Below are 22,622 nucleotides of genomic sequence, written 5' to 3'. Positions count from 1 at the left end.
TCTTTTTTTGCTAAGAAATTTTTAGTCATATTTCTTTATGAAAACGTACCCTCAAGTTCGGACAGATGTCTAGCCATTTAAGACTTTTAGTTGGACCTGTTGTTCTAATTCGGGGGGGCAAAAATATTTTTTTTAAAAAAAGTTCACTCTGTCAGTTGAATCTTGTAGGCTGCTTAAAAGTATCAGAATGTTTAGATATCAGTTTCATTATGAGTGCGTTATAAAGTCTCGGCTGTAATGTAAAGGGTGATAGTTTATAGGTTAAATTAATAAGTTATGTTTATAGGTATTGCTATTGATTTTGTATTGGTCGGTTGCTCCATTTGGTGTGCAGGATAATTAGCGCAAACCCAATGATAAAAGATAAATAGTGTAGACGTTGATTAGAGTTTTACACTTTGTTTAGTAGTTGTTACTGCCGGCTGCTGAACAAATAAAATATATATAATAATGTCTGCTCGTCTGAGTGTTTGCTTTATATGTTTTTTCATGCTGGTTATTTCGGTCTTAAAGTTCATATTGGCTATTGTGAGTTCAAGAAGTGAATTTCTAAGTCTTAACTGGCAAATTAATAAAGCAGTCTTAGCCCTTAATCCTGTCAAGGCTTTAAAAGAGAATCAAATCTAAATCTATAAAAGGGGTTTTTTATTTACGAATATATTCGAAGTTTATTCTAATTTTACCTCTCGCAGTGGTTCTTGTTGGAGATATTTTAGTGCTAAGGCGATGCGAGAATAGTCTGTATTTTCGTGTTGACAATAAAAATTATATCTAATTAAGAGCTAAGGATAAGAGAGTTTTGAAAAATTATACGATGACCTATAAGGAAAGCATATAGTGAAATTTAATATTAACCTAGCAATCTTGATGTTCAGTGTATATCTTTCAGGTTGTAATGGATCTTCGAGCGGGGGAGATGATCCAGACACAGGTGGCGAGCTTACAGCTGCTACGATGGCGGTCCATTATGAGAAACCTAAAACGCTAACCTTTCGCTGGAGTGATGTTTCTGGGGCAACTTATTATCAGTTATTTGAAAATGCTGATGGGCACTCTGGGTTTGAACCTATTGGAAATCCCATTGCGCCAAAAGAAGAACGCATTGAATTAGTGGTGCCTTTATTCAAAAAGCTTAATGCTCAATACTTATTGCAAACCTGCGATGATCAGAGATGTATCGATTCTGATGCAGTAGCGATTGATCAGGATGTGATAGGTAGTATCGGTTATTTTAAACCCAGTAATACGGATGCTGACGATCAGTTTGGTTGGAATCTAGCAATTAGCGATGATGGCAACCTGCTTGCAGTAGGTGCTCCTCGCGAAGATAGCGGTGGTGACCAAGAGGATAACCTGACACCTGATTCAGGTGCAGTTTATATTTTTAGTCGGGAAGATGGCGAATGGACACAGCAAGCCTATCTTAAGTCTCCAGATCCTCAAGAAGCTGCAGAGTTTGGAACTGCATTGAGCCTTAGCGATGATGGTTATACGCTTGCAGTAGGGGCATTCAAGGAGAACGGGGAAAATGATAATTTTTCTGCGGGCGCTGTTCATATTTTTTCCCGAAGTAATGAAGGTTGGGTCCATAGCGCCCGACTTCAAGCAGACAATCAAGGAAATAATGACCTATTTGGCTATGCCCTTAGTCTTAGTGGGAATGGTTCTACTTTAGCAGTAACCGCACCCAGTGAAGATGGTGGTCTTGATGGCGATTCAATTGAAGATTCTGGAGCGGTATATGTGTTCCGTAATGAGGAGGGAGGTTGGTCGCAGTATGCCTACATTAAGGCTACTGATAGTTCTGAGGGGTTAGGTTTTGGTTCTTCGATAAGCCTTGATGATGCCGGGGCTTCATTCGCAGTTGGGGCTTATGCTGACAATGCAGAGGCAGGTTCCGTTTATCTATACCAGTTGGATGGTGAATCTTGGGTAGAAGATAGAAAGATATCGGCTAGTAATCCTGTCGCTGGTGATTGGTTTGGATTTGCGCTCAATTTAAGTGGTAATGGGCAAACTCTAGCAGTTGGCGCCCCATTACAAAGTGGATCTAACAGTGGCGCTGTCTACATTTTTTCTCGAAAAGAAAACGCTTGGGAGCAAACTGCCTATTTGAAAGCTTCCAATCCTCATGTATCGGCTTACTTTGGAGAGGCGGTAAACCTGAGTGATGATGGCAGTTTTATCGCCGTGGGAGCATGGGGAGAGAAAAGCTATAGCCAAGGATTGTTCGGAGATAGTACAGACGAATCTTCAAATAAAGCAGGAGCAGTTTATACCTATATATTTAATGGCGTAGACTGGTCTAGTGAGGCTTATATTAAGGCGAGCAACACAGACTCGGGAGACAAATTTGGTGGCTCTGTTGCGCTAAGTGGAGATGGAGCTAGTTTAGCAGTAGGGGCGAACGGTGAAGGAAGTTCCGATAGTGGTTTGCTCGCAAATCCTGAGAACAATGAAGCTTATTCTGCAGGAGCGGTTTATATTTATTGATTGGACTGTATAATTTGTATTTATGTATAAAGTTAGTTGTTTGATTTTAAATGGTATTGTTATCATTAATCTAGACCGAACGGAATACGTACAATGTAAATTTTAGAGATCTTTATTCTAAGTATAGATTTTAGGCTGCTCAGGTAAATCAAAAGATTTTCCTAGAGCAGCAATATATCTAGAGTTTTAGCTAAAGCTTAGCTGGATAGTGAAAGAAAAGGATATCTTTAAAATTTATAACTCTCTTTAAGTCTGAGCTTGTAATCAAGCTACTGGTAGTAGGGTGTCTACAAGAGAGCTATTCTGCTCAATAGTTTTGCGAATTTTTAAAAGTTTCCATAGAAGCTTATTTTTGGTTTGATGCCAGATAAACCGAAAAGTAAGGAAAGTAAAAATACACTTTCTCGCTGTAATATATATGCCATAAGTTTGATGGGGTACATTAAGTTAAATGTTGGAGTTCGGATGTGAGGAATATTCTATGAATACTCCCGCGAAAATGTTTAATATTGTTTCTAGAGTGTTTAAAGGTCCGGTTTCTATGTAAAGTGAAAATTCTGAATTTAACACCTGGAACTCAAGAATGCACTGTATATTTATCGGCGACCCATTTTGAAAGGGTATGGGAGCTTCGATCTGAATATATGGCTCCAGTGTTTTATGGTTATGTAAATCCAAATGAACTTGTTAGTTCAGCTGGTCAAGCTCGTCTAGTGAAGTGTAAATTCGGCCCTGAATATCAACCTCATATCTTTATTTAATACAATTCCTTAATGCAGAGTCATTTGTCCTATTTTTCGTGAGAATGGCGTGAAACTCCTTTTTGCTAATCTGAGACAATCCTTTTATCGATACTGGGGAGGCAGTCAAATGTGTGGGCTGCTAGGGGTATTCTCTAACGCTGTTAAGTATAACCGGGAACAAATCTCTCGTGCACTACAGACTCTTTCCCATCGAGGACCAGACGGTGAGGGATTCTGGTCATCAGGAGATGGCCGAGCCAGGCTGGCGCATAAAAGGCTCAGTATTATTGACTTAGAGGGTGGTCAGCAGCCTCTGTTGAGCAGTGACGGGGAAATAATTTGTATTGTTAATGGTGAGTTTTATGATTATGTGAAAATAAAAAATGATCTTATTCGACGAGGATATAGTTTTCTCACGCAGTCGGATAGTGAAATTCTGATTGCTCTATATCAAGAGTATGGTGTTTATTGCCTGGACTATCTTCGAGGAGAGTTTTCTTTCGTACTTTACGATAGAGGTAAGAAACTAATATTCTCTGCTCGAGACAGGTTTGGAATAAAGCCTCTTTTTTATTACTGGGCAGATGGATGTTTGAGTTTTTCGTCAGAGGTTAAGGCCTTAAAAGCCCTTGGCTTGCCGGTAGAGTGGAACCCGCATACTTACTGGCAAGAAATTAGTTTCTTGCATGCTCCTGCTTCTAGCTCATTTAGTAATATTTTTGAATTACCTCCTGGTCATTACGGTATTGCCTATTTGGATGACCTGCAATTTTCTACCCATCTTTATTGGGACCTCTATTTCCCTACTATTGTTGAGCAAAGAAAGATTCAGTTTAGAGAAGAAGAAGTTATAAGCGAAGTGCGCAAAAGATTTACTGAGGCGATTAAGTTAAGACTCAAAGCTGATGTGCCAGTTGCTTGCTACTTGAGTGGAGGATTAGATGCATCCTCTGTTTTAGGAATTGCTCAGAGCATGCTTGACAAGCCAATAGATGCATTCACCTTGTCTTTTGACCACCCGACTTATGATGAATCATCCGATGCCAGGTCCATGACCGAATATGCGGGGAGTAATTATCATCCAGTTGAAATTAATGGCGATATATTGGTTTCCTGTTTTGAAGAAACGGCCTACATCGGTGAAAAAATGTTCTTCAATGGGAACGCTATTACTAAATATGTGCTTAGTCGGGCTGTCCGAGATCGAGGGTATAAAGTCGTAATAACTGGGGATGGGGCTGATGAGGTTTTTGCTGGTTACGGTTGGTTTAGGCAAGACTTTATCGAGAATTACTTAGAAGATCTTCCCCAGGAAGAAAAAGAATTGATTCTAAAAGATTTGGAGAGTGGCGACCCTGTTTCTGATGGAGTTTTTATGTCCTCTGCGAGACTGCATCAATCAAGGGTAGTGAAGTCTGCCCTTGGTTTCTTTCCAAATTGGATGCAGAGTTTTATGGATATGGGTATAAAAATATTTCCATTATTTTGTAAAGATTATGCTGATTATATAAAGAACAATCAGATTGCAGATACTCTCATGGAAAATTTAGGTGGCATGTCTGTATTAAAAAATAGACCTGTTTTATCTAAAAGCTTGTATACCTTTACCAAGTCTATGTTTCCTCATTTTGTCTTAACAATGATGGGTGATAGAACAGAAATGGCTCACTCGATTGAAGGTCGCCAACCATTTCTTGACCACCACTTAGTAGACTATCTATCAGTATTGCCAGAAAAATATAAAATTCGAGGATTAACTGAGAAATATGTATTGCGAGAGGCTATGAAGTCGGTGTTAACAGACAGGGCCTACAAGAAGCAAAAACAACCGCTATGGACTCCGCCTCTTACAGATAAGAAAAACAAGAAACTTCATGAGTATATGAAGGATATTATCCATAGCCGTGAGACTCTAGATATGCCATTTCTAGATCAAAAAAAGCTCATTAGATTTTTTGAAAAAGATGAGGGGCACTCGCAGGCAGACCAGAATGTCGTTGATGCTATTAAATTTCTTACCGTTAGTAGTATATTAATACATAAACGATTGGTGATGTGCTAGAAGTTAATTCTCTACTCTAGGCGGTTTTGATGGTTTACTCTGGATATTAAAATAAAATTTCTTTAGCAGGAGTTGCAGTGCAGGAATTTATCTAAATTGAGCCCGAATAAAATACTTCTATCCGGGCGTTTTGGTATTCTAGTTTCTCCCAGCAATTACCCCGCCATCAATGTCCCAAATGGCTCCAGTTACCCAACTTGCTTTGTCGCTTAAAAGAAAATCTACGACATCAGCGATGTCCTGGGGAGTACCAACTCTGCCAATAGGGTGAAAGCTATCGAAGGAGGCAAGTGCTTGGTCTATTTCCCCCGGATCGATAAAAGATTCATAAATAGGCGTCTTAACCACCGCAGGGGATACTGCATTAACACGAATATTGTGATCGGCCAGTTCCATCGCCATATGTTGGGTGAGCGAATGTAAACCGGCTTTGGCCATTGAATAGGCTGAGGAGGGTGTCGCCTTTACGGATTGCTTGGCCCACATGGAGCCAATATTCACTACACTGCCTCCGCCGTTGTCTACCATGTTTCTTGTTACGGCCTGGCTAATAAAGAAGGTGGCACGGTTGAGGTCGAGATAAGTGTCGTAGTCTTCCCGGGTATGTTCAAGAAATGCAGTAGGATTAAAATATCCAGCGGCGTTTACCAGGTATTTAAAATGATGATTGCTGGATTTTATATATTCGATAATATTGCTGATATCAGCCTGTTGATAGAGGTCTGCCTGAAGTGCTTCTGCAGAGCCCATCTGAGTTAATTCGTTGTGGGCTCTTTCAAGTTTGTTGAGATTATTGCCAATAATAACTGTGTGAATTCCCTGTTTCACCAGCAGGTTTGCAATGGCGAGTCCCATACCACTGGAACCACCAACGATTAAGGCAACTTCTTTTTGTTCAGTAGAATCTGGTCTTTTAGTGGAGTCACTCATATTATTTCCTCACTGAGATATGCTCATTACGTGAGTGGAGTTTAGAAAAGAACCGGATAGGTTGAAAAGTAAGCACAAAATGGTGCACTAGTTACTTTTTGGTAAGTATTGATGAAATCAGAGAAAAATATGCTCACGCGAAAGCGCCCGCCCAAGAGAAGTGCCAGAATGGTTGAGACTATCTATGGCTGTAAATGGTCCCTTACTGTCTATCAGCTTCTGGCTAGAGGGGTAAATCGACCGGGGGAAATGGTTCGCAGCGTTGAGGGTTTGACTACCAAAGTCCTGAATGAATGTTTACGTAGAAATATGGAGTTTGGGATACTGGAGCGGATCAGCTATGCAGAGATTCCTCCCCGTGTGGAATATAACGTTACAGAATTTGGACAGAAATTCCTGAGAATTCTGGACGACTTGGAAAAGCTACAAGAAGAAATTGACGGCTCAGATTTATCTGAAAGTAAATAACTTTATCCCACCAATACCTTCGAGTTACACTAAGTGTCTAAATGATACTTGTCGTTCCCTATGAATGAAAAAGACTATATAGCTCGTTATGAGAAGCGTAACTTTGACGCTCCTTTAGTTACTGTGGATGCAGTTCTATTTACCTATCACGAAGGCTTTCTCAAGGTGTTATTGGTTAAGCGCTCTGCTCACCCAGAGAAAGGGAAGTGGGCTTTGCCTGGAGGATTTGTCTCTGAAACCGAAGATAATAGTCTGGAGGCGACAGCTAACCGAAAGCTAAAAGAAAAGACATCAGTTATACCGCCTTATTTAGAGCAGCTCTATACTTTTGGAGGGCCCAGCAGGGATAAACGGGGGTGGTCGGTAACGGTTGCCTATACTGCCTTGATTGCCCACCAATGCTGTGCAAGTGCAATCAATACTGTGTCGAGTGTGGATTGGTTGCCTTACTCTCAGATATCTCAATTATCTCTGGCTTTTGATCATCAGGAAATTATTCGTCGTGCCCATGAGCGTTTGGTTCAAAAAGCGCTCTATACGATTGTGCCCGCATTTGCATTACCGGAAACCTTTACCTTGCCAGAGTTGCAGCAAGTACATGAGGCAATAATTGGGAAACCAATACAGAAAAAATCATTTCGCAGGCGAATTGAGCAGGCAAATCTGTTAGTAGATACTGGTGAAAAACGTTCCGAAAAAGGCCGGCCTGCAGCGCTCTATCGTTTGAATGAAAGCTCCGCTGATCATAAGTTTGTACGAAATCTGGAGCTTTAATAGTGTGATTTTTTGAATCCTTATGTCGATTAAATTTAATCCTCGTGGGAATTTTTGAAAAATCGGTTGTGCTAGTAATTTAAATGTAAGCGAGCTTGCGAATTTCAAGCTCGCTAATAATGCAAATTTTCTAAAAATTTATCTCAACTGGCAGCAGCCAATATATCTCTACCCTCAACAATAACTGCCCGTTTCCGAATAGTTTCCAGGTCTTGTTCTATAAGTAATTTCCCGTTGCGGTAGACGGTTTCCAGCAGATTATTACGGCCGCCAATATCTTGCTCACGAATAGTGTAGGGCGTTCCGTCGGTACGATTTATTAATGCCAAGCGCCCTCTCTTGGAGCGCTTACCGCTATCGGTGGCGGGGTCTTTGTAAACATCCCGCCATAGGCCATCGACTCGAACCGCACTGGCTTTCATGGCGAACCTCATGGTATCTCGGTTAACTTTTTGTAAAAGCTCACCTCCCATACCGAAGCTAATATTTTCAGCGCTCTGTTTTCTGGCCTTCATTGCGCTGAGGATGCCCTCAATGGTGTGTAGAGAAATCCCGTCACCCTGGATCACCCGGATAAAGTCAGGAAGTACTCGGAAACCTTTACTATTAATGGTCGCTCCGAATATTCTCATCAAGCGCTCAATAGTCTGAGTGACTATATCAACGGGATCGCCGCTATCCGGGCGAATTACCAGGGTGCCGCCATTATTTTCTACCCTCTCCTTTAATTCACCGCCCCAGATATTCTCGATAGCACTCCAAAGATCATAGCTGTCACTCACTACAGCGACCAGACGATTGTCACCGCTGAATTGCGTCAGCATATTTTCATAGGCTTTGGCTTCCTGCTCGCGTCCCCAACTGGTCATGGTGCTGTGCTCTGCAGCGGGTATTGAAAATCCGGCCATTGGGGCTGCGTAGTAGCGGCGGCCGGCGAGTACGGCGGCAATGGTGTCTGTGCCTTGGAAATTTACCAGGTGGGCCAAGCCCCCAATCGCAGCTGTCTCTTCGCTGCTAGCACCGCGTGCGCCAAAGTCATGTAGCTTGAAGGGCAGTGAGTCGAGACCCTCAGCAGTTTCCAGTAAATATCGTTGAATGACCTTTTTGGCTTCCCGGCTTTGGGTGGCAACTGTGGTGGGGTACCAAATTGCGCGCAGCAGGGCGGTTTCGATATAGCTGGTTAGCCAGAAGCACTGAGGGTCTGTATTGACTATTTGGACTAAGACATTCCTAGTCGGGATAACGCTGCCCTCGGGAACTGCTTGAATCTCAATGGGCAGGTAACCCTGATGCTCTTGGAGAATGTATTCCCATCCCTCGCGATTAAATGGCAGGCCATGGGCCAGACAGAGCTCCTCTGCCTCTTCGATGTGCTCTGCGCTGATCGGCGTAGTCAGGTACTGCTTGATAAATGCCTGTAGGCCAAAGAAAACAGCCTCTTTGAACTGGCCACCCCGGCTCTCGATATAGCTGCTGACATACTGGGTTCCCTCTGGGTACTGAAGGTAGTGGCTGGTTTTATAGCTGTCGACATTCAGGATTGGGTTGTACTGATTCATCGCGGAAATCCTCCGTGAGTAGTTGTTAGCACCGGTCTCTCCAGTGCGGGTCCTGCTAATTATTGTCGAAAGGACACTAATAGAGCTAATAGTGTCTTTTGGATACTAAGCTGTCAAGTATCAGCGTGTTTTTTTTGGGGTATTGGTGGAGGTAACGCGAGCTGTTGAATGTGCAAGAGGTGGCAATTGGCCACCTCCTACCAGCTTTAGGCACCGCCAATCAGGGATTGAATGATGTAATAGTGGTCTTCAAATAGCTGCTGAGGGTCCAGATCAGCGAGGGGCACCCAGCGGGCATGGCGAGCGTCGTCACCGCCCTTTACCTTGGGAAGCTGTTGGCTGGGAGCCAGTTCTATGTAATAGGCGTGCGTGATGGTCCTTCCACGAGCCGAGCGATAGGGTTCATCGAATACATCCTGCCGGCGTATAGATCCTTTCAACACTTGTGTCGGGACTTTAAGGCGTGTTTCCTCTCGCAATTCTCGCAGGCAGGCATCGATCAGTCGCTCACCGGGGTCGACAAAACCACCGGGCAGCGCCCATAAACCCCGCCCGGGAAAAGCTCGTCGCTCTATCAGCAGGATATGGCCAGATTGGACCACTACAGCATCGACAGTAACGTGAGTTGGCGGATAGGGAGCGGTGGCCCAGGAGGATCTGTAGCGATGGATAAATGCCATTTCTTCGCGCATTTCGCCGTAGGCTGGATTGGTCTCCACAAACTCTCTTAAAGCGCCAATAGTGCCCTCTGGCAATTGCTTTTCTTGGTTGAGTGAATTCAACAAGCTATCGGCGCTGTCGGTAAATAGTGCCTCCCTAAAGGGGGTTGCACTGATTTCGTTGTGATTCTCCACCCCAAGGGATCCCCACTGGGGGAAGAGGTTGAGGTAAAAACCGCTCTGGTCTTTCTGGTGCCCGATTAATGCAATTTGAGGTGGCTTGTGGGGAATGGTGTGATGAGCGGTCACTATGCCGTTAACGGAGTTTTGTACATTGCGTACCCACAGCTCATCGTTATAGGGCACATCCATTAAAGGTAGGCAGGTCAGGCGCTTGTTGTCACTCTGGCTTAAGCTTTTCCTGATAAATTGTTCCCGCTCGCGATGAGTCCAGGGGTTGCGAGGGTTGCGGGGCTGGTTGGCGGAGCCAATCAGGATAATCAGGTGCTGGGCCTGAGCTAATCCGCACTGGACTACTTTTAGATGTCCGGAATGAAATGGCTGGAATCGACCGATGAAAACGGCAAAATCGTAGTGCTGGGCCATAGCAGCAAGCTCCTTGCTGTGAATAAACCCCGGTCTCTCCAGGGCTTGAATAATAGGTCTTGAAATATTATGTGTCTAATAGACACTAATGGCAAGTGGGCTCAAATTCAATTTTTAGCGATTTATCGAAGAGGTGGGGTTATATTCCAGTGTTCGAGCCGATTTACTTTTTTCGAGTGTGTGAGTAGAACTGATGTGCCGCTGGTTATTGTTCATTTCCTTATTGAGTTTGGAAGCCTTTGCGCAGGAAATAGAACCATTTACTACTGATGGTTGTAGCGCATTTCCCGATGGAACTTTTGATCAACAGGAGTTGTGGCTCGACTGCTGTATTGCCCATGATTATGCCTACTGGAAAGGGGGCACATACGATGAACGCGAGCAGGCGGATAAAGATCTGGAAGTCTGTGTAGCTGGAACCGGGGAAGAAGAAGTTGCACTAATGATGTTACTTGGAGTTCGGGTTGGCGGTACGCCTTTTTTACCCACCCCATTTCGCTGGGGGTATGGCTGGCCCTATTTGCGTGGCTACAAGGCTTTGTCACCGGTGGAATTACAGGCAATTAAAAAATCAGAAGGTGAACTTTGACGGTAATTAGGAAAAGCTAGTCACAGAGACAAATTGTTCGCGTTTATTTGAGGTACTTTATTCAATAGGGCTAACGGCTAAAGCCTGTAAATAAATATCTGCAAAACCCTCCTTGAGCCACTGCATCAAATTGCGCACCCGTAATAATTGGTGGCGTAGGGGCGGGCATACCATCGAGAGCTCGGTAGACTCAGACCAGCCGGGCAGAATTTCAACCAGGCGTCCACTGGCAATATCTGCCTGGACATAGATATCTGCCAGCCGGGTAATTCCAAGTCCCTCAATTGCAGCGCGGTGCATTACCCTTCCGCTAATCAATTTAGTGCTGTTTTCAACTTGCACAACCTGTTGGTTCTTACCTCGTGTCAGCAGCCATTGATCCACACTGCCGGAAATTAGCGGTACAGATGCTAAGTCAGCAGGTTTTTCTATAGGCCCATATTCTTGAAGGAACTTTGGGCTGGCTACGTATCGGGTTTTGATAGTGTGAAGTTTACGCACGATTAGAGAGGAGTCCGGCAAGCTGCCCATACGAATAACCAAATCGTACTGGTCTTGAATCAAATCTACTCGGGTGCTGGAAAAGTCTAGATGAACTCTAACTCCTGGATTGGCCTGCTGAAACTTGATCACCAGCGGAGCAATTAAGCTCTCTCCGATAACGCCACCAACAGCGTTGATGCGGATGTTTCCCTCCAGTCCTCCCTTTGATTCACTGGCCCACTCGGCGGCTGAATCCAACTGCTGCATCGCTTGCTTGCAACGCAAATAGTAACCCTCACCAATCTCGGTAAGACGCAGTTGTCTTGTCGTGCGGTAGAGAAGCTGTATATCCAGGGTTGTTTCCAGCTCTGTGACCAGTTGGCTCAAATTGGCCTTGGAAAAGCCGCTGTCCCGCGCTGCAGCGGTGAAGCTTCCGGCATCGGCCACCTGAATAAATGCACGAATAGCGCGCCATGAGATATTGTTCATAAAAACCAAACAATGTTTTCCGATTGGTTGGGCTAATCATATTAGTCGGAATTCCTATACTGGGTCTACTTAAACAAAACTATCCGCCGGGATAACTCATTGAAGGAGAGAGAGCCCATGTCCAAACCACTCGTTGTTATTACAGGAGCCAGTTCAGGTATTGGTGCTGCCATTGCCCAACATATGTCTGCTGGCGGGCATCCTTTATTATTGTTGGCAAGGCGTGTGGACAAACTGGAAGCTTTAAATCTGCCAAATACTCTTTGCAGGAAAGTGGATGTGACTGATATGGCAGCCTTGCGTGGGGCAATTCGTGAGGCTGAGACTCAGTTCGGTCCGGTTGACTGTCTGATTAACAATGCCGGCAAAATGTTACTGGGCAATATTGAAACCCAGAACCCCGATGAGTGGCGGCAAATGTTCGATGTGAATGTATTGGCCTTGCTTAACGGTATGCAGGCAGTTTTGGAAGATATGAAAACTCGCCATTCCGGGACCATTATCAATATCAGTTCTATTGCTGGAGTAAAAACATTTATCAATCATGCTGCGTACTGTGGTACCAAATATGCTGTCTCTGCTATTGGTGAAACCGTGCGCGAGGAAGTGGCGCCTACCGGGGTACGTGTAATGACCATATGCCCCGGCGCGGTGGAAACAGAGCTGCTAAGCCACACTACCTCAGCAGAAATTGTTGAGGCCTATCAACAATGGAAAGAATCCATTGGTGGTGCAATTAATGCAGAGGATATAGCTCGCACAGCTATGTTCATGTACTCCCAGCCCCAGCATGTAAATATTCGAGAGGTTCAAATTGCAGCAACAGGGCAGGGACAGTAATCCTGACTTTGTACCGCCCAAGCACTAATCGTTTTTCCAGGTAATATTTCTTTTGCTAATATTCCCAACTTAAGCCAGCTAACCGGAGCTGGCTTAGGCTGGAATGGATAGTAAAGGATATGGAGATATCAGTGCGAAGAACGATTTTAATTGCCGGCCTGATTTTATGTTCCTCTGCGTTTGCACAGCAAAATACAGATGAGCAAGAGAGTGGCGTAGCGGAAACGGCAAAATCAGTGATGTCTAACATCGTCAGCTTTGGTAAAAACCTGATGGATGGTGCCAGTGAAGGTGTGGTTGATGGACGTAAAACAGGGCAGAGTACTGATGGTGCTGTACTTATCAATACGCTGGAAGATCTCAATAAGTATCTGGAAACCGATGTTATCGCAGTGACCGCCCATGCAGAGAGTGGTTGCTATGTTGAAGTTGGTTTTAAAAATCAAAATGACTTCCCCGTGCGGTTAATCGACCTGGATAGCTCCGAGGCAGTGATCCTTATTGACCAGGATGGCTATGCAACCAACTTGTTTAGGGGCAAAGGAAACCCTGAAGAACTCACGATTCCCAGTAATGCTGGACGCAAACAAAAGTTCTACTTTGCTATAGAGTGGGATCAAGTGCGTGAAATCCGAATTCTCGGTAAAGTCATGCAACCATAGCCAGTAACTGGTGCTGGAGAGAAGTGGAGCTGCGGCTGGGGTTGTGGATACCCAGCCTGCTACGCGGCTAATCCACTTCTTGAAATAGCTTTTGAATAGATGAGAAGTCCAAATCACTACCTCCCCGCAAATTGAGAATTCCATAGAGATTGCGCGCCATTGAGCCGAGAGGCGTATAGCTCTTACTCTGAGTGGCTGCTTCCTGAGCCAACCCCAGGTCCTTACACATAAGTCTTACCATAAAACCACCGCTATAGTTTTTACTCGCTGGAACTTCGGGCATTACTCCGGGATAGGGATTGTAATTCTGTAGGGACCAGTTGGCACCTGAACTCTTTAACATAATGTCGGAGAGCACATTGGGGTCGAGTCCATTATCTACCCCCATTTGTAGGGCTTCAGCGGTACCAATCATATGAATAGCCAGCAGCATATTGTTACAAATCTTTGCTGTTTGGCCAGATCCCGCTGCTCCGGCATAGAAAATATTGCTACCCATTGGCTCTAGAACTTCCCGGGCCCTGTCGACATCACCGGCCTCTCCCCCACACATAAAACTTAGAGTTCCTTTGCTAGCACCCGCCACTCCCCCAGAAACGGGGGCTTCAATGGCTTGCAGGCCTTTGATTCTGGCTTCACGAATAAGGCGCTTAGAACTGTTGGAAGAAATAGTGGAGCAGTCGATAATCAAACAGTCGCGAGAAATACTGTCGAGCAGTTTATCGGTATCAATATACAGGCACTCAACCGCCGCGCTATTAGGCAGCATGCTTACCACAAAATCTGCTTCCTCAACGGACTCTTGGGGAGAGGAACACTTTTTGATACCGCTTTCTACAGCGGTATCCAGTATTTCAGTGACCGGGTCAAATCCTTTAACTTCAAAGCCCGCCTTGACCAGGTTGGTGGCCATAGGCAGTCCCATATGGCCCAACCCTAAAAATGCGACTGTTTTAGTCATGCTGCTCTCCGGTTAACATTATTTGAGCTGTATGGTTAAGTTGGTGTGCTCTGCATGCTCTATATCACTGTCAAACCAGCGTGCCGTAACAGTTTTGGTTTCGGTGTAAAACCGCACAGCTTGTTTTCCATAAGCGTGTTGGTCACCATAAAAAGACGCTCGCCAGCCGGTAAAGCTAAAGAAAGGTAACGGCACTGGAATAGGCACGTTAATACCGACTTGTCCCACTAATATTTCGTGTTGGAACTTACGTGCGGCAGCGCCACTAGACGTAAATATTGAGGTGCCATTGCCATAGGGGCAGTTATTGATTAATTGGATTGCTTCTTCCAGGGAGTCGGCATTTACCAGGCAAAGTATGGGACCAAAAATCTCGTCGGTATAGATCGACATGTCCGAAGTTACATCGGCAAATAGGGTGGGACCAACCCAGTTTCCATTGGGAAACCCTTCGACAGTAATTTCAGAGCCATCTAATACACAGCGGGCGCCTTCCTTTTTGCCCTGGGCGATATACCCAAGCACCCTCGCACGAGCAGCGGGAGATATTAGTGGGCCGAAGCCCGCTTGCGTATCCTTCCAATGACCGGGCTTGATAGCTGACATAGCGTCTTTAATGTCGTCTACCCATTGTTGTGTCTCCCCAACAAGTACAGCGACGGAAATCGCCATGCAGCGTTGCCCGGCAGCTCCGATGGATGATCCAACAATATTATTAATAGCCGCAGCCTTATTGGCATCGGGCATCACGACCATATGGTTTTTTGCACCGGCAAAAGCTTGAACTCGTTTTAGGTGCTGGGTACCCATCTGGTAAATATGCCGCCCCACGGGGACTGAACCAACGAATGAAATGGCCTGAATGCCGGGATGCGTTAGAAGAAAATCCACCTGTTCCCTGCCGCCATGTACTACCTGTAAAACACCTGCTGGAGCCCCCGCTTCAGCAAATAATTCGGCCAGTTTGCAAGGCGTGACAGGATCCTGTTCAGAGGGTTTCAGAATAAAAGTATTCCCACAGGCAATCGCCATTGGAAACATCCACAGTGGAATCATTGCGGGGAAATTAAATGGTGTGATCCCCGCACAAACTCCAATAGGTTGTAGATAGGAGTAACAGTCGATGGTGTTGGCAACATTCTCTACGGTTTCACCCATCATTAGTGAAGCGATATTGGCTGCATGCTCAACAACCTCAATGCCGCGCCAGACGTCCCCTTTGGCATCTTCAAAAGTTTTACCTGTTTCCTCGCTGAGGATTTCAGCCAGCAGTTCCTGATTTTCTTTCAGAAGCGCCTGGTACCTCAACATAATCCGTGCTCTTGCGGTAACCGGCGTATTTCGCCATTGGTCAAATGTTTCTTTGGCGGAAATTACTGCATTCTCCAGTTCAGTCGGGGTAGGCAATGGCGCCTGTGTAATAACATCGCCGGTAGCGGGGTTGGTTACATCCAGCCACTCAGTACTTTTGGACTGAATCCACTCACCACCAATCAATATTGGTAACTTGGAAGGAATATTCTTATTCATGTTAATTAAAGCGCCGAGAGGAGGGAATTTTATCCAACAGTTTAGGTGTTTATTCGCGATTAAAGAGGAATATCACGCTGCTTTTATGACTATCCACTTTTGCTGAGCAGAAGGTTGATTGACCAAAAAATTAAAATAAATGTATTTGATTATCTTTGTAGAATAGATCGCAAATAATTAATACCTATAAGAAATGCAAAATAATCTTGCACTGTACGGCTAGTATCTTGTGGCTGGTAATTCGGCTTTGGATTAATGCCCAGCTTAAACGTTGTTGTCGTAATGTAACTAGTGAAGAGTAAAAGAGGATTATTCAATGTATTTTATGATAAAAAGAATACTGATTGTAATCGGATTAATGATATCTCCCATATTTGTTGGTGCTACCACTCTAAGTGACTTAAGTGCACATGAGCCTAGCTCTGATGAAACCTGGGCTGAGCAATGGTTCTATAACATTGCAATTCCCGATGTGGGATATTTCAAATTTAGCTTACAAACCTATATTGCACCTGACTTTGCAGTTGCCAAGCCTAAAGCCTATATCCATTTAGCTTTTTCTTCAGAGACCGGAGCTACCACGAAGTATGATCTCTTTTTTGATGAAGTGATCTTGAAGCACCCTGAAGGTATTGATGAGTTCTACTATGAAGTACCGGGAGTAGTTGTGGCCGATGAGCAGGGTGTACAGGTCTTACACCCAGATTTCCTGTTTAATATGGAGTGGGCTGGTGAACACCACCATTACTGGCATGGGTTAAACCCCGGTCAAACCCCTTTTGGATTTATTCCTGAGATACCTGGGGTAGGAGGAAAGTGGTTCCTATATACGGTCGGTACCCCAGTCAATTACAGTTACTTTGATGGTTCTATGTCTCTAGCCGGTGTTGGCTATGCGCAATTGGATAAGGGCTGGTATGACAAAGAATCCAGTGCCGGTATGATCTATTCAATGGGGCTAACAGATGACCTCTACTATATGATTACCGGAGCTAAACTGGGTGACTCAGAGATTGAAATGTGGGCGGGGCGATATGTTTCTGAAGAGTATGACCTGATTTTTTTACCGGCTTTTAATGGTTTCTCTGTTAAGCGGGAAGCAGATGCCTGTTCTGGTTATCTACAAGTTGAACTTAACAAAATTTCATACAAGTTAGTTGTCGAAGCAAAAGCAGACATTGCCAGCTTTTATCCGCTGGAGTTTCCCTCTGTAATTATTTTTGGTGGTGAGCAGAGTTATATGAAGTCCATGCAGGCAGATGTCAACTTCTATCTGTATCAATTTGGACAGTTGAAGGAGCGAATTCAAATGCCCCAGGCCTTGCTCGAATTTAGTGGGCCATTGGCGTGTGATGATTTTTTTGACTAAAGAAGAGTGATATAAAAGAAGAACTTATTGGGTTTGCAGGAGTTAAGTTAACTCCTGCAGATACCCTATCTCATCGAAGCTAGGGGCCGTTCTTGTGGTAAGCGTACTATTTACACTATAGGTAATGGATTTCTGGGGACGTTGGGCAATAGTGCTTTTCTTTGTAGTAGCACCGATTGTAATTACTGCTTATTGGAAAGTTAATCCTTTTTTCCAGATGGTGTTCTATTGATGGCAGTTGTTTCTAACTGGATACATAGTGGCAAGTTGACAAGTCTCGATGTTACATTTCTGTTTCAGTATGGTTTTCGTTGAATAGAGGTCTCGCTCTTAAGGAGGGTTTATCTATGAAATACTTGTCATTAATAATTATTAATTTTCTTATTGCGTCGTGCTCCTGGGTGGACCTTCCTCAAAAATGTGCTTCTAAGGCCCGGTATTATATGGATGATTTCAGGGAAATTTTTCAGGAAGACCGGCTGCTGCCAATAGCAAGGCTGGCTTCGAAGCGTGAAAAAAATTTCAATGCTCTTCAAGCAAAGCTTGCTATTTCGCAAACACCAGATTACTGGGAAAATTTGACTGCTAAAGGACAGAAGCAGTACGCTTTTGAAGTTATTGAGTTGGCTGAGCAAAGAGTAATAATCAAGCAAGAAGAAGTTGAGTTGTTAATAATATTGTTACATCTGTATTCTTTACATGTTATGGAGTTGAAGAAAGAATTTAATCAATTGGCCCCAATTGTAGCAAATGGCGAGAAATGTGAGGCTTTAGATTTAACCCCAGAGTTGATTGAAAGAATCATCGGTAGCTATCAAGTACTTACACAAAATAGGGATGGTATAACTGAGAATTTACAATAATTTTCATGTGGGTAACTGTAAACCTGTGGAGTTTTTTTATTCTATGTAGTTTTTTATGAAAAAATTTAAATATAATATTTTTGATAAAGAGATGTTTATCGAAAGGTAGTCGAATAGCTGGGCCACATTCTATCAGAGCAATGAAGGTAAGCGTCGCAGTGCCGGGATATCAATACCTTCGGAAATTAGTGAGAAAGATTTAGCCCAATGCTTGGCAGATATCTGCCATGAATGGGTAAGTGAGCGGTACCCTGCTGTGGAGCCTATAAATACAAAATAAGTATATGGAAATTTGGCGGACGGTGGTGATCCAACTTTTCTTGAGGTCGTATTATAAAAGACCAATAACTGTAAGTAATTTGAGGTCGCCAAGACTGTATTAGGAAAACGATGTACAGTTAAGTAGAAAATAGGTGAAGCAAGTACCAAGGGCACCTGCTTCATATAGATAAATAAATATAAATATGGACTTAAATTCTTAAATTACTAACTTACTCCAAATTTATTCGGGAAACTTCCTCTTTGTGACTAAAGCCATTAGTCTCAAGATTAGTTTTCAATTCTAGTGTATAGGTGAGCAGGGTATAGTCTTTGGCATCGGCTTTACAGGTAAAGCCCATGGATTTTGCGAAACTGTCCACTCGTCTATTTTGTGCTGACTCAATCGAATAGATTCGTTCAAGCCCCTGATCCTGAGCGCAGTTGATGAGTCGCTTTAACATTAAGCGTCCCAAACCTAACCCCTGCCAGTCATCGCTCACCACAACGGCACACTCACAAGCGCGTCCGTCAACGTCAAGTGCGTAGTGTGCTATAGCAACAGCTCTCTGTGCTCTGTCACTACTGCAGAGTGCAATAAAAGCTTCATGTACATGGTGGTCGTTATCTGTGAGTAACTCCAATAGCTTTTGGCTGGCTTTACAGCTTCCGCCAATAAAGCGATCGCGGCGAGTTTCTGGAGACAACTGTTCAATTAGTTCTTTCTCAAGCTGGCCATCACTGCGACAGATGGGGCGTATTGAGACTTTGCGTCCATTGCCGAGGGTGATCAGCTCAACTTGGTGTTCAGTATTCACACTGTTGTTGGGTGACATAACGGTTCCTATCCTGGCTGCTTTGAGCAGCTTTGTTTTACAAGTTCGCAACGGGATGGGGTACCTCAAAGATAGACGCTCGCGCTGCGAACGTGAAACTATGTTACGGTCCTGAAGACGACCTCCCCAACAACTGCTCTGTATAAACCTATAAAAGAAAGGAGTTTGGCTGGGTGAAACTATACAGTCAGCCTTTGTGTGGTATAGTACCGCCGCTGATTTTTCTCAGCTGCGTCATTTGTAGGCCGGTGATCCGCCGGTAGCCCCTCCGGAACTTTTCAAAAATTCTTCCAGGAAATTTCTACTGAATGCCGCGCGCCGGTTACGAGGACTGGCGATTAGACGGCTGTACACGCTGGGAGCAATACAGGCTCCCGATGTCGACTCCGATTTCTCTCTTCATTCCCTCAGGGGGAGTGAGTGTGTTTGATTGCGCCTGCGGCGCAGTTCGAGGTTTTTTTATGTTGTTTGAAGATCTGGGCCTTGCCCAGGAGATTGCCCGTGCCGTTGCAGAGCAGGGATACACTGCGCCCACACCAATCCAGGCACAAGCTATTCCTGCGGTAATGAAGGGCAGCGATATTATGGCTGCAGCCCAAACTGGTACCGGTAAGACGGCGGGCTTCACATTGCCGCTGCTGCATCGTCTTAGTCAGGGGGAGCGCGCTAGAAAAGGGCAAGTACGCGCACTGGTACTCACTCCAACCCGTGAATTGGCGGCTCAGGTTTTCGATAATGTGCAGGGGTACAGCCAGTACCTGCCTATGCGCCATGCGGTGGTGTTTGGTGGTGTGAAGATCAACCCCCAGATTTCTCGTCTGCGAGGCGGAGCGGATATTTTGGTAGCTACCCCTGGGCGCTTGCTGGATCTGCACAATCAAGGGGCAATTCGCTTCGATCGCTTAGAAGCCCTGGTACTTGATGAAGCAGACCGCATGCTGGATATGGGCTTCATCCACGATATCAAACGAGTATTGAGGATTTTACCGGCTAAGCGTCAGAACCTTCTATTCTCCGCAACTTTTTCACCAGATATTCGTCAGCTGGCGAAAGGCTTGGTAAAAGATCCGCTGGAAATTGATGTCAGTCCACGCAACTCCACTACTAAAACGGTGCGACAGAAGCTCCATCCTGTGGATAAGGCTCGAAAAACGAAACTGCTTAGTCATTTGATTAGGGATAATAACTGGCACCAAGCTTTGGTCTTTAGTCGAACTAAACATGGTGCCAACAGGCTGGTAAAACAGCTCGAAGGTGACGGCATCCTGGCAGCAGCCATTCATGGTAATAAAAGTCAAAATGCACGAACTCGTGCCCTGGCGGACTTTAAAGCCGGCAAAGTACAGATTCTTGTGGCGACTGATATCGCAGCCCGAGGCATCGACATTGACCAGCTGCCCCAGGTAGTAAATTTTGATTTGCCCAATGTGCCTGAGGACTATGTCCACCGTATTGGCCGCACAGGGCGTGCGGGTGCTCAGGGGCAAGCGGTATCCCTTGTTAGCGCTGATGAGATTAAGCAGCTTCGCGATATTGAGCGCTTGATCGGCAAGCCAATTCCGCGTGAGGAGATTGAAGAGTTTGAGCCGGACCACCAGGTGCCCGCATCCGGTAATCCAAAGCGGGGTGGGTTGCAAAAGCCCGGCTCCAGTAAGCGCCCAGCGGGTAACTCTCAGAAGAGTGAAGGGCGGCGTGAAGCGCGCGGCAATAGCGAGGAACGTCGGGGCAACCGCGGCAATGGACGCGGTAAGCCTGAGGGGCGTGGAAATTCTAGCAGCCGCAGTGGTAACGCCTCTGCGGGTAAAGGGGCCCCAGCCAAGCGCGCGGGCGGTAACGGTAAAGGGCGCGGTGCTGAGGCTGGTCGCAGTGATGGACAGAAACCACAACGAGCTCCGAGACGGCGTCCTACTACTAGAGGGCGCTCTGAAAGTGCCTAGTATTTTGCTGGACTCTTAATGCCGATAATAAGGTATTCACCTGCGAAGGTGTTGTAATCTTTAATATCGAGTTATAAGAGTAACAAGCATCTAAAAAAGAGCCTCAAAATGAGGCTCTTTTTACATTTACTGTTTTTTATAGTTCGCCATATAATCCAAAGTTAACAGGGTCAGCGCTTCAGTGCCCTTGCGCAAAGCATCCTCATCCACATAGAAAAGCGGTGAGTGATTGCTTGGCGCTTGGCTGGCATCCTGATCCCTAGGAGTTACTCCCAGGAAATAGAAAAAGCCAGGGACCTCATTGGCGTAGTAGGAGAAATCTTCTGCCCCCGTGATTTTGGGTACTTCTACAACATTCTTGTCGCCGACAGCAGATCTCAGAATAGGCAGGGCCATTTCTGTCAGCTCTGCATTATTTATCGTTACCGGATAGCCTTCCAGAATCTCCACATCTGCGCTTGCACCGGAGCTTTTAGCAATTAACTCCGCAGTGGTTTTTAAGCGTTTGAAAATTTCTGCACGGTTATCCATATCAAAATTACGGATGGTGCCATTCAGATAGACACTATCGGGAATGATATTGTTGCGGACACCACCGTCAATACGTCCGAAAGAAACGACTGCGGGCTCTTTGGTGATGTCGATCTGGCGGCTGACAATGGCTTGGGTGCCCATTACGACTTGTGCGGCGGCGACAATAGGGTCCACTCCACCCCAGGGGCGTGAGCCATGGGTTTGGCGGCCATTGATGGTAATACGGAATTCATCGGCAGCGGCCATAAGCGGGCCCGAGCGATAGCCGATGACGCCGGTGGGTAGCGAGGAAGTGACATGCTGGCCAAAGGCCACGTCCGGCTTGTACTTCTTGAAGATCCCTTCTTTGAGCATCAACTCCGCGCCACCTTCTTCATTGTCCGGTGCGCCTTCTTCTGCGGGCTGGAATATAAACAAGACGTTTCCAGCCAGCTCATCGCGAAGGCCTGCCAGGACCTCGGCAGTGCCCATCAGCATGGCCACATGGGTATCGTGGCCACAGGCATGCATAACGCCAACATCTTTACCTTGGTAAGTGGTTCTCGCTTTGGAAGCGAAGGGCACATCGGTTCTCTCGGTGACTGGCAGAGCGTCCATGTCCGCGCGCAAGGCAACAGTTGGTCCCGGTTTTCCGCCTCTCAAAAAGCCCACAAGGCCGGTATGGGCGATACCTGTTTCAACTTCAAGGCCCAGTGCACGTAAGTGTTTTTCAATATATTTGGCTGTTTCAAATTCGCGATTGCCCAGTTCTGGGTTCTGGTGCAGGTGGCGGCGCCACTCAATCACTTTGGACTCAGTATTTTCCAGCAAATGCTGAGGCTTAGGGTCGCTTGCAGAAGTATGGGTAGCTAGCAGCGATGCACCGATTGCGATGGGCAGGAGCAGTTTTTTCACAGCACAATTCCTTCATTCTCATTATCGTCGGCCGATTCTACCTCAGATTCTGCGCAGCAGACTCACTCAGGCTGGATTGCATT

At 45.3% G+C, this 22,622-nt stretch carries 18 protein-coding genes and 1 pseudogene; 11 read left to right on the top strand and 8 right to left on the bottom strand.

Going from position 1 to position 22,622, the window contains the following annotated elements; all coding sequences use genetic code 11:
* Nucleotides 1-837: 837 nt before the first annotated feature.
* A complete protein-coding gene (locus tag ACJJI4_RS18490; protein WP_444926077.1) occupies nucleotides 838-2,493 on the top strand; it encodes a histidine kinase in 1,656 nt (551 codons plus the stop codon).
* Nucleotides 2,494-3,363: 870 nt separating this feature from the next.
* Nucleotides 3,364-5,298, top strand: a complete 1,935-nt coding sequence (gene asnB / locus ACJJI4_RS18485; RefSeq protein WP_444926076.1) for an asparagine synthase (glutamine-hydrolyzing) — start codon at nucleotides 3,364-3,366, stop codon at nucleotides 5,296-5,298.
* A 138-nt stretch (nucleotides 5,299-5,436) separates the two neighbouring features.
* On the opposite strand, the gene ACJJI4_RS18480 is transcribed toward asnB, so the two are convergent.
* On the bottom strand, nucleotides 5,437-6,228 hold the full coding sequence (locus ACJJI4_RS18480) for an SDR family NAD(P)-dependent oxidoreductase (protein WP_444926075.1): 792 nt from the start codon (nucleotides 6,226-6,228) through the stop codon (nucleotides 5,437-5,439).
* A 111-nt stretch (nucleotides 6,229-6,339) separates the two neighbouring features.
* Between ACJJI4_RS18480 and ACJJI4_RS18475 the strand changes: the two genes are divergently transcribed.
* Together ACJJI4_RS18475 and ACJJI4_RS18470 are read left to right on the top strand one after the other, a co-directional pair.
* A complete protein-coding gene (locus ACJJI4_RS18475; protein ID WP_444907094.1) occupies nucleotides 6,340-6,696 on the top strand; it encodes a winged helix-turn-helix transcriptional regulator in 357 nt (118 codons plus the stop codon).
* Between the two features lie 60 nt (nucleotides 6,697-6,756).
* Entirely contained in the window at nucleotides 6,757-7,470 is a 714-nt protein-coding gene (locus ACJJI4_RS18470) for an NUDIX hydrolase (RefSeq protein WP_444926074.1), read from the top strand.
* 143 nt (nucleotides 7,471-7,613) lie between these two features.
* On the opposite strand, the gene ACJJI4_RS18465 is transcribed toward ACJJI4_RS18470, so the two are convergent.
* Together ACJJI4_RS18465 and ACJJI4_RS18460 are read right to left on the bottom strand one after the other, a co-directional pair.
* Nucleotides 7,614-9,029 (bottom strand): nicotinate phosphoribosyltransferase, encoded by a 1,416-nt coding sequence (locus ACJJI4_RS18465; RefSeq protein ID WP_444926073.1) that lies wholly within the window; start codon nucleotides 9,027-9,029, stop codon nucleotides 7,614-7,616.
* 206 nt (nucleotides 9,030-9,235) lie between these two features.
* Nucleotides 9,236-10,318 (bottom strand): bifunctional nicotinamide-nucleotide adenylyltransferase/Nudix hydroxylase, encoded by a 1,083-nt coding sequence (locus ACJJI4_RS18460; protein WP_444928246.1) that lies wholly within the window; start codon nucleotides 10,316-10,318, stop codon nucleotides 9,236-9,238.
* A gap of 169 nt (nucleotides 10,319-10,487) precedes the next feature.
* Between ACJJI4_RS18460 and ACJJI4_RS18455 the strand changes: the two genes are divergently transcribed.
* The gene (locus tag ACJJI4_RS18455) at nucleotides 10,488-10,883 is read left to right on the top strand and encodes a hypothetical protein (RefSeq protein WP_108734714.1); all 396 of its coding nucleotides are present in this window, start codon (nucleotides 10,488-10,490) and stop codon (nucleotides 10,881-10,883) included.
* A gap of 57 nt (nucleotides 10,884-10,940) precedes the next feature.
* Here ACJJI4_RS18455 and ACJJI4_RS18450 read toward each other — a convergent pair whose 3' ends face one another.
* Nucleotides 10,941-11,855, bottom strand: coding sequence for a LysR family transcriptional regulator (locus ACJJI4_RS18450; RefSeq protein WP_413663530.1), 915 nt, complete (start codon nucleotides 11,853-11,855; stop codon nucleotides 10,941-10,943).
* Nucleotides 11,856-11,972: 117 nt separating this feature from the next.
* Between ACJJI4_RS18450 and ACJJI4_RS18445 the strand changes: the two genes are divergently transcribed.
* Together ACJJI4_RS18445 and ACJJI4_RS18440 are read left to right on the top strand one after the other, a co-directional pair.
* Nucleotides 11,973-12,695 carry an SDR family oxidoreductase gene (locus tag ACJJI4_RS18445; RefSeq protein WP_444926072.1) on the top strand — a complete coding sequence of 241 codons (723 nt, stop codon included), beginning with the start codon at nucleotides 11,973-11,975 and terminating at the stop codon, nucleotides 12,693-12,695.
* A 131-nt stretch (nucleotides 12,696-12,826) separates the two neighbouring features.
* A complete protein-coding gene (locus ACJJI4_RS18440; RefSeq protein ID WP_444895923.1) occupies nucleotides 12,827-13,357 on the top strand; it encodes a hypothetical protein in 531 nt (176 codons plus the stop codon).
* Nucleotides 13,358-13,424: 67 nt separating this feature from the next.
* On the opposite strand, the gene mmsB is transcribed toward ACJJI4_RS18440, so the two are convergent.
* Together mmsB and ACJJI4_RS18430 are read right to left on the bottom strand one after the other, a co-directional pair.
* Complete coding sequence (gene mmsB, locus ACJJI4_RS18435) at nucleotides 13,425-14,318, bottom strand: 3-hydroxyisobutyrate dehydrogenase (RefSeq protein WP_444895924.1); 894 nt, start codon at nucleotides 14,316-14,318, stop codon at nucleotides 13,425-13,427.
* An 18-nt stretch (nucleotides 14,319-14,336) separates the two neighbouring features.
* Nucleotides 14,337-15,848 carry a CoA-acylating methylmalonate-semialdehyde dehydrogenase gene (locus ACJJI4_RS18430; protein WP_444926071.1) on the bottom strand — a complete coding sequence of 504 codons (1,512 nt, stop codon included), beginning with the start codon at nucleotides 15,846-15,848 and terminating at the stop codon, nucleotides 14,337-14,339.
* A 316-nt stretch (nucleotides 15,849-16,164) separates the two neighbouring features.
* Here ACJJI4_RS18430 and ACJJI4_RS18425 point away from each other — a divergent pair, with 316 nt between their 5' ends.
* From ACJJI4_RS18425 to ACJJI4_RS18415, 3 genes and pseudogenes are all read left to right on the top strand, one after another.
* Nucleotides 16,165-17,217, top strand: coding sequence for a hypothetical protein (locus tag ACJJI4_RS18425; RefSeq protein WP_444926070.1), 1,053 nt, complete (start codon nucleotides 16,165-16,167; stop codon nucleotides 17,215-17,217).
* A gap of 347 nt (nucleotides 17,218-17,564) precedes the next feature.
* Nucleotides 17,565-18,080: a hypothetical protein gene (locus ACJJI4_RS18420; RefSeq protein ID WP_413663526.1), complete on the top strand. Its 516-nt coding sequence runs from the start codon at nucleotides 17,565-17,567 to the stop codon at nucleotides 18,078-18,080.
* 124 nt (nucleotides 18,081-18,204) lie between these two features.
* Nucleotides 18,205-18,360: pseudogene (locus ACJJI4_RS18415) on the top strand (DUF7661 family protein); the annotation flags it as partial.
* Between the two features lie 211 nt (nucleotides 18,361-18,571).
* On the opposite strand, the gene ACJJI4_RS18410 reads toward ACJJI4_RS18415, so the two are convergent.
* Nucleotides 18,572-19,174, bottom strand: coding sequence for a GNAT family N-acetyltransferase (locus ACJJI4_RS18410; RefSeq protein ID WP_282931039.1), 603 nt, complete (start codon nucleotides 19,172-19,174; stop codon nucleotides 18,572-18,574).
* 461 nt (nucleotides 19,175-19,635) lie between these two features.
* Between ACJJI4_RS18410 and ACJJI4_RS18405 the strand changes: the two genes are divergently transcribed.
* Complete coding sequence (locus ACJJI4_RS18405; RefSeq protein ID WP_444919254.1) at nucleotides 19,636-21,111, top strand: DEAD/DEAH box helicase; 1,476 nt, start codon at nucleotides 19,636-19,638, stop codon at nucleotides 21,109-21,111.
* Nucleotides 21,112-21,237: 126 nt separating this feature from the next.
* Here the strand turns inward: ACJJI4_RS18405 and ACJJI4_RS18400 are convergent, their stop codons facing one another.
* Nucleotides 21,238-22,539: a M20 family metallopeptidase gene (locus tag ACJJI4_RS18400; RefSeq protein ID WP_444926069.1), complete on the bottom strand. Its 1,302-nt coding sequence runs from the start codon at nucleotides 22,537-22,539 to the stop codon at nucleotides 21,238-21,240.
* Nucleotides 22,540-22,622 lie beyond the last annotated feature (83 nt).

It is taken from the genome of Microbulbifer maximicatervae (SeqCode) (assembly GCF_052467305.1).
Note: the sequence above shows the minus strand (reverse complement) of the source record. Positions and strands in the feature narration are given on the sequence as shown.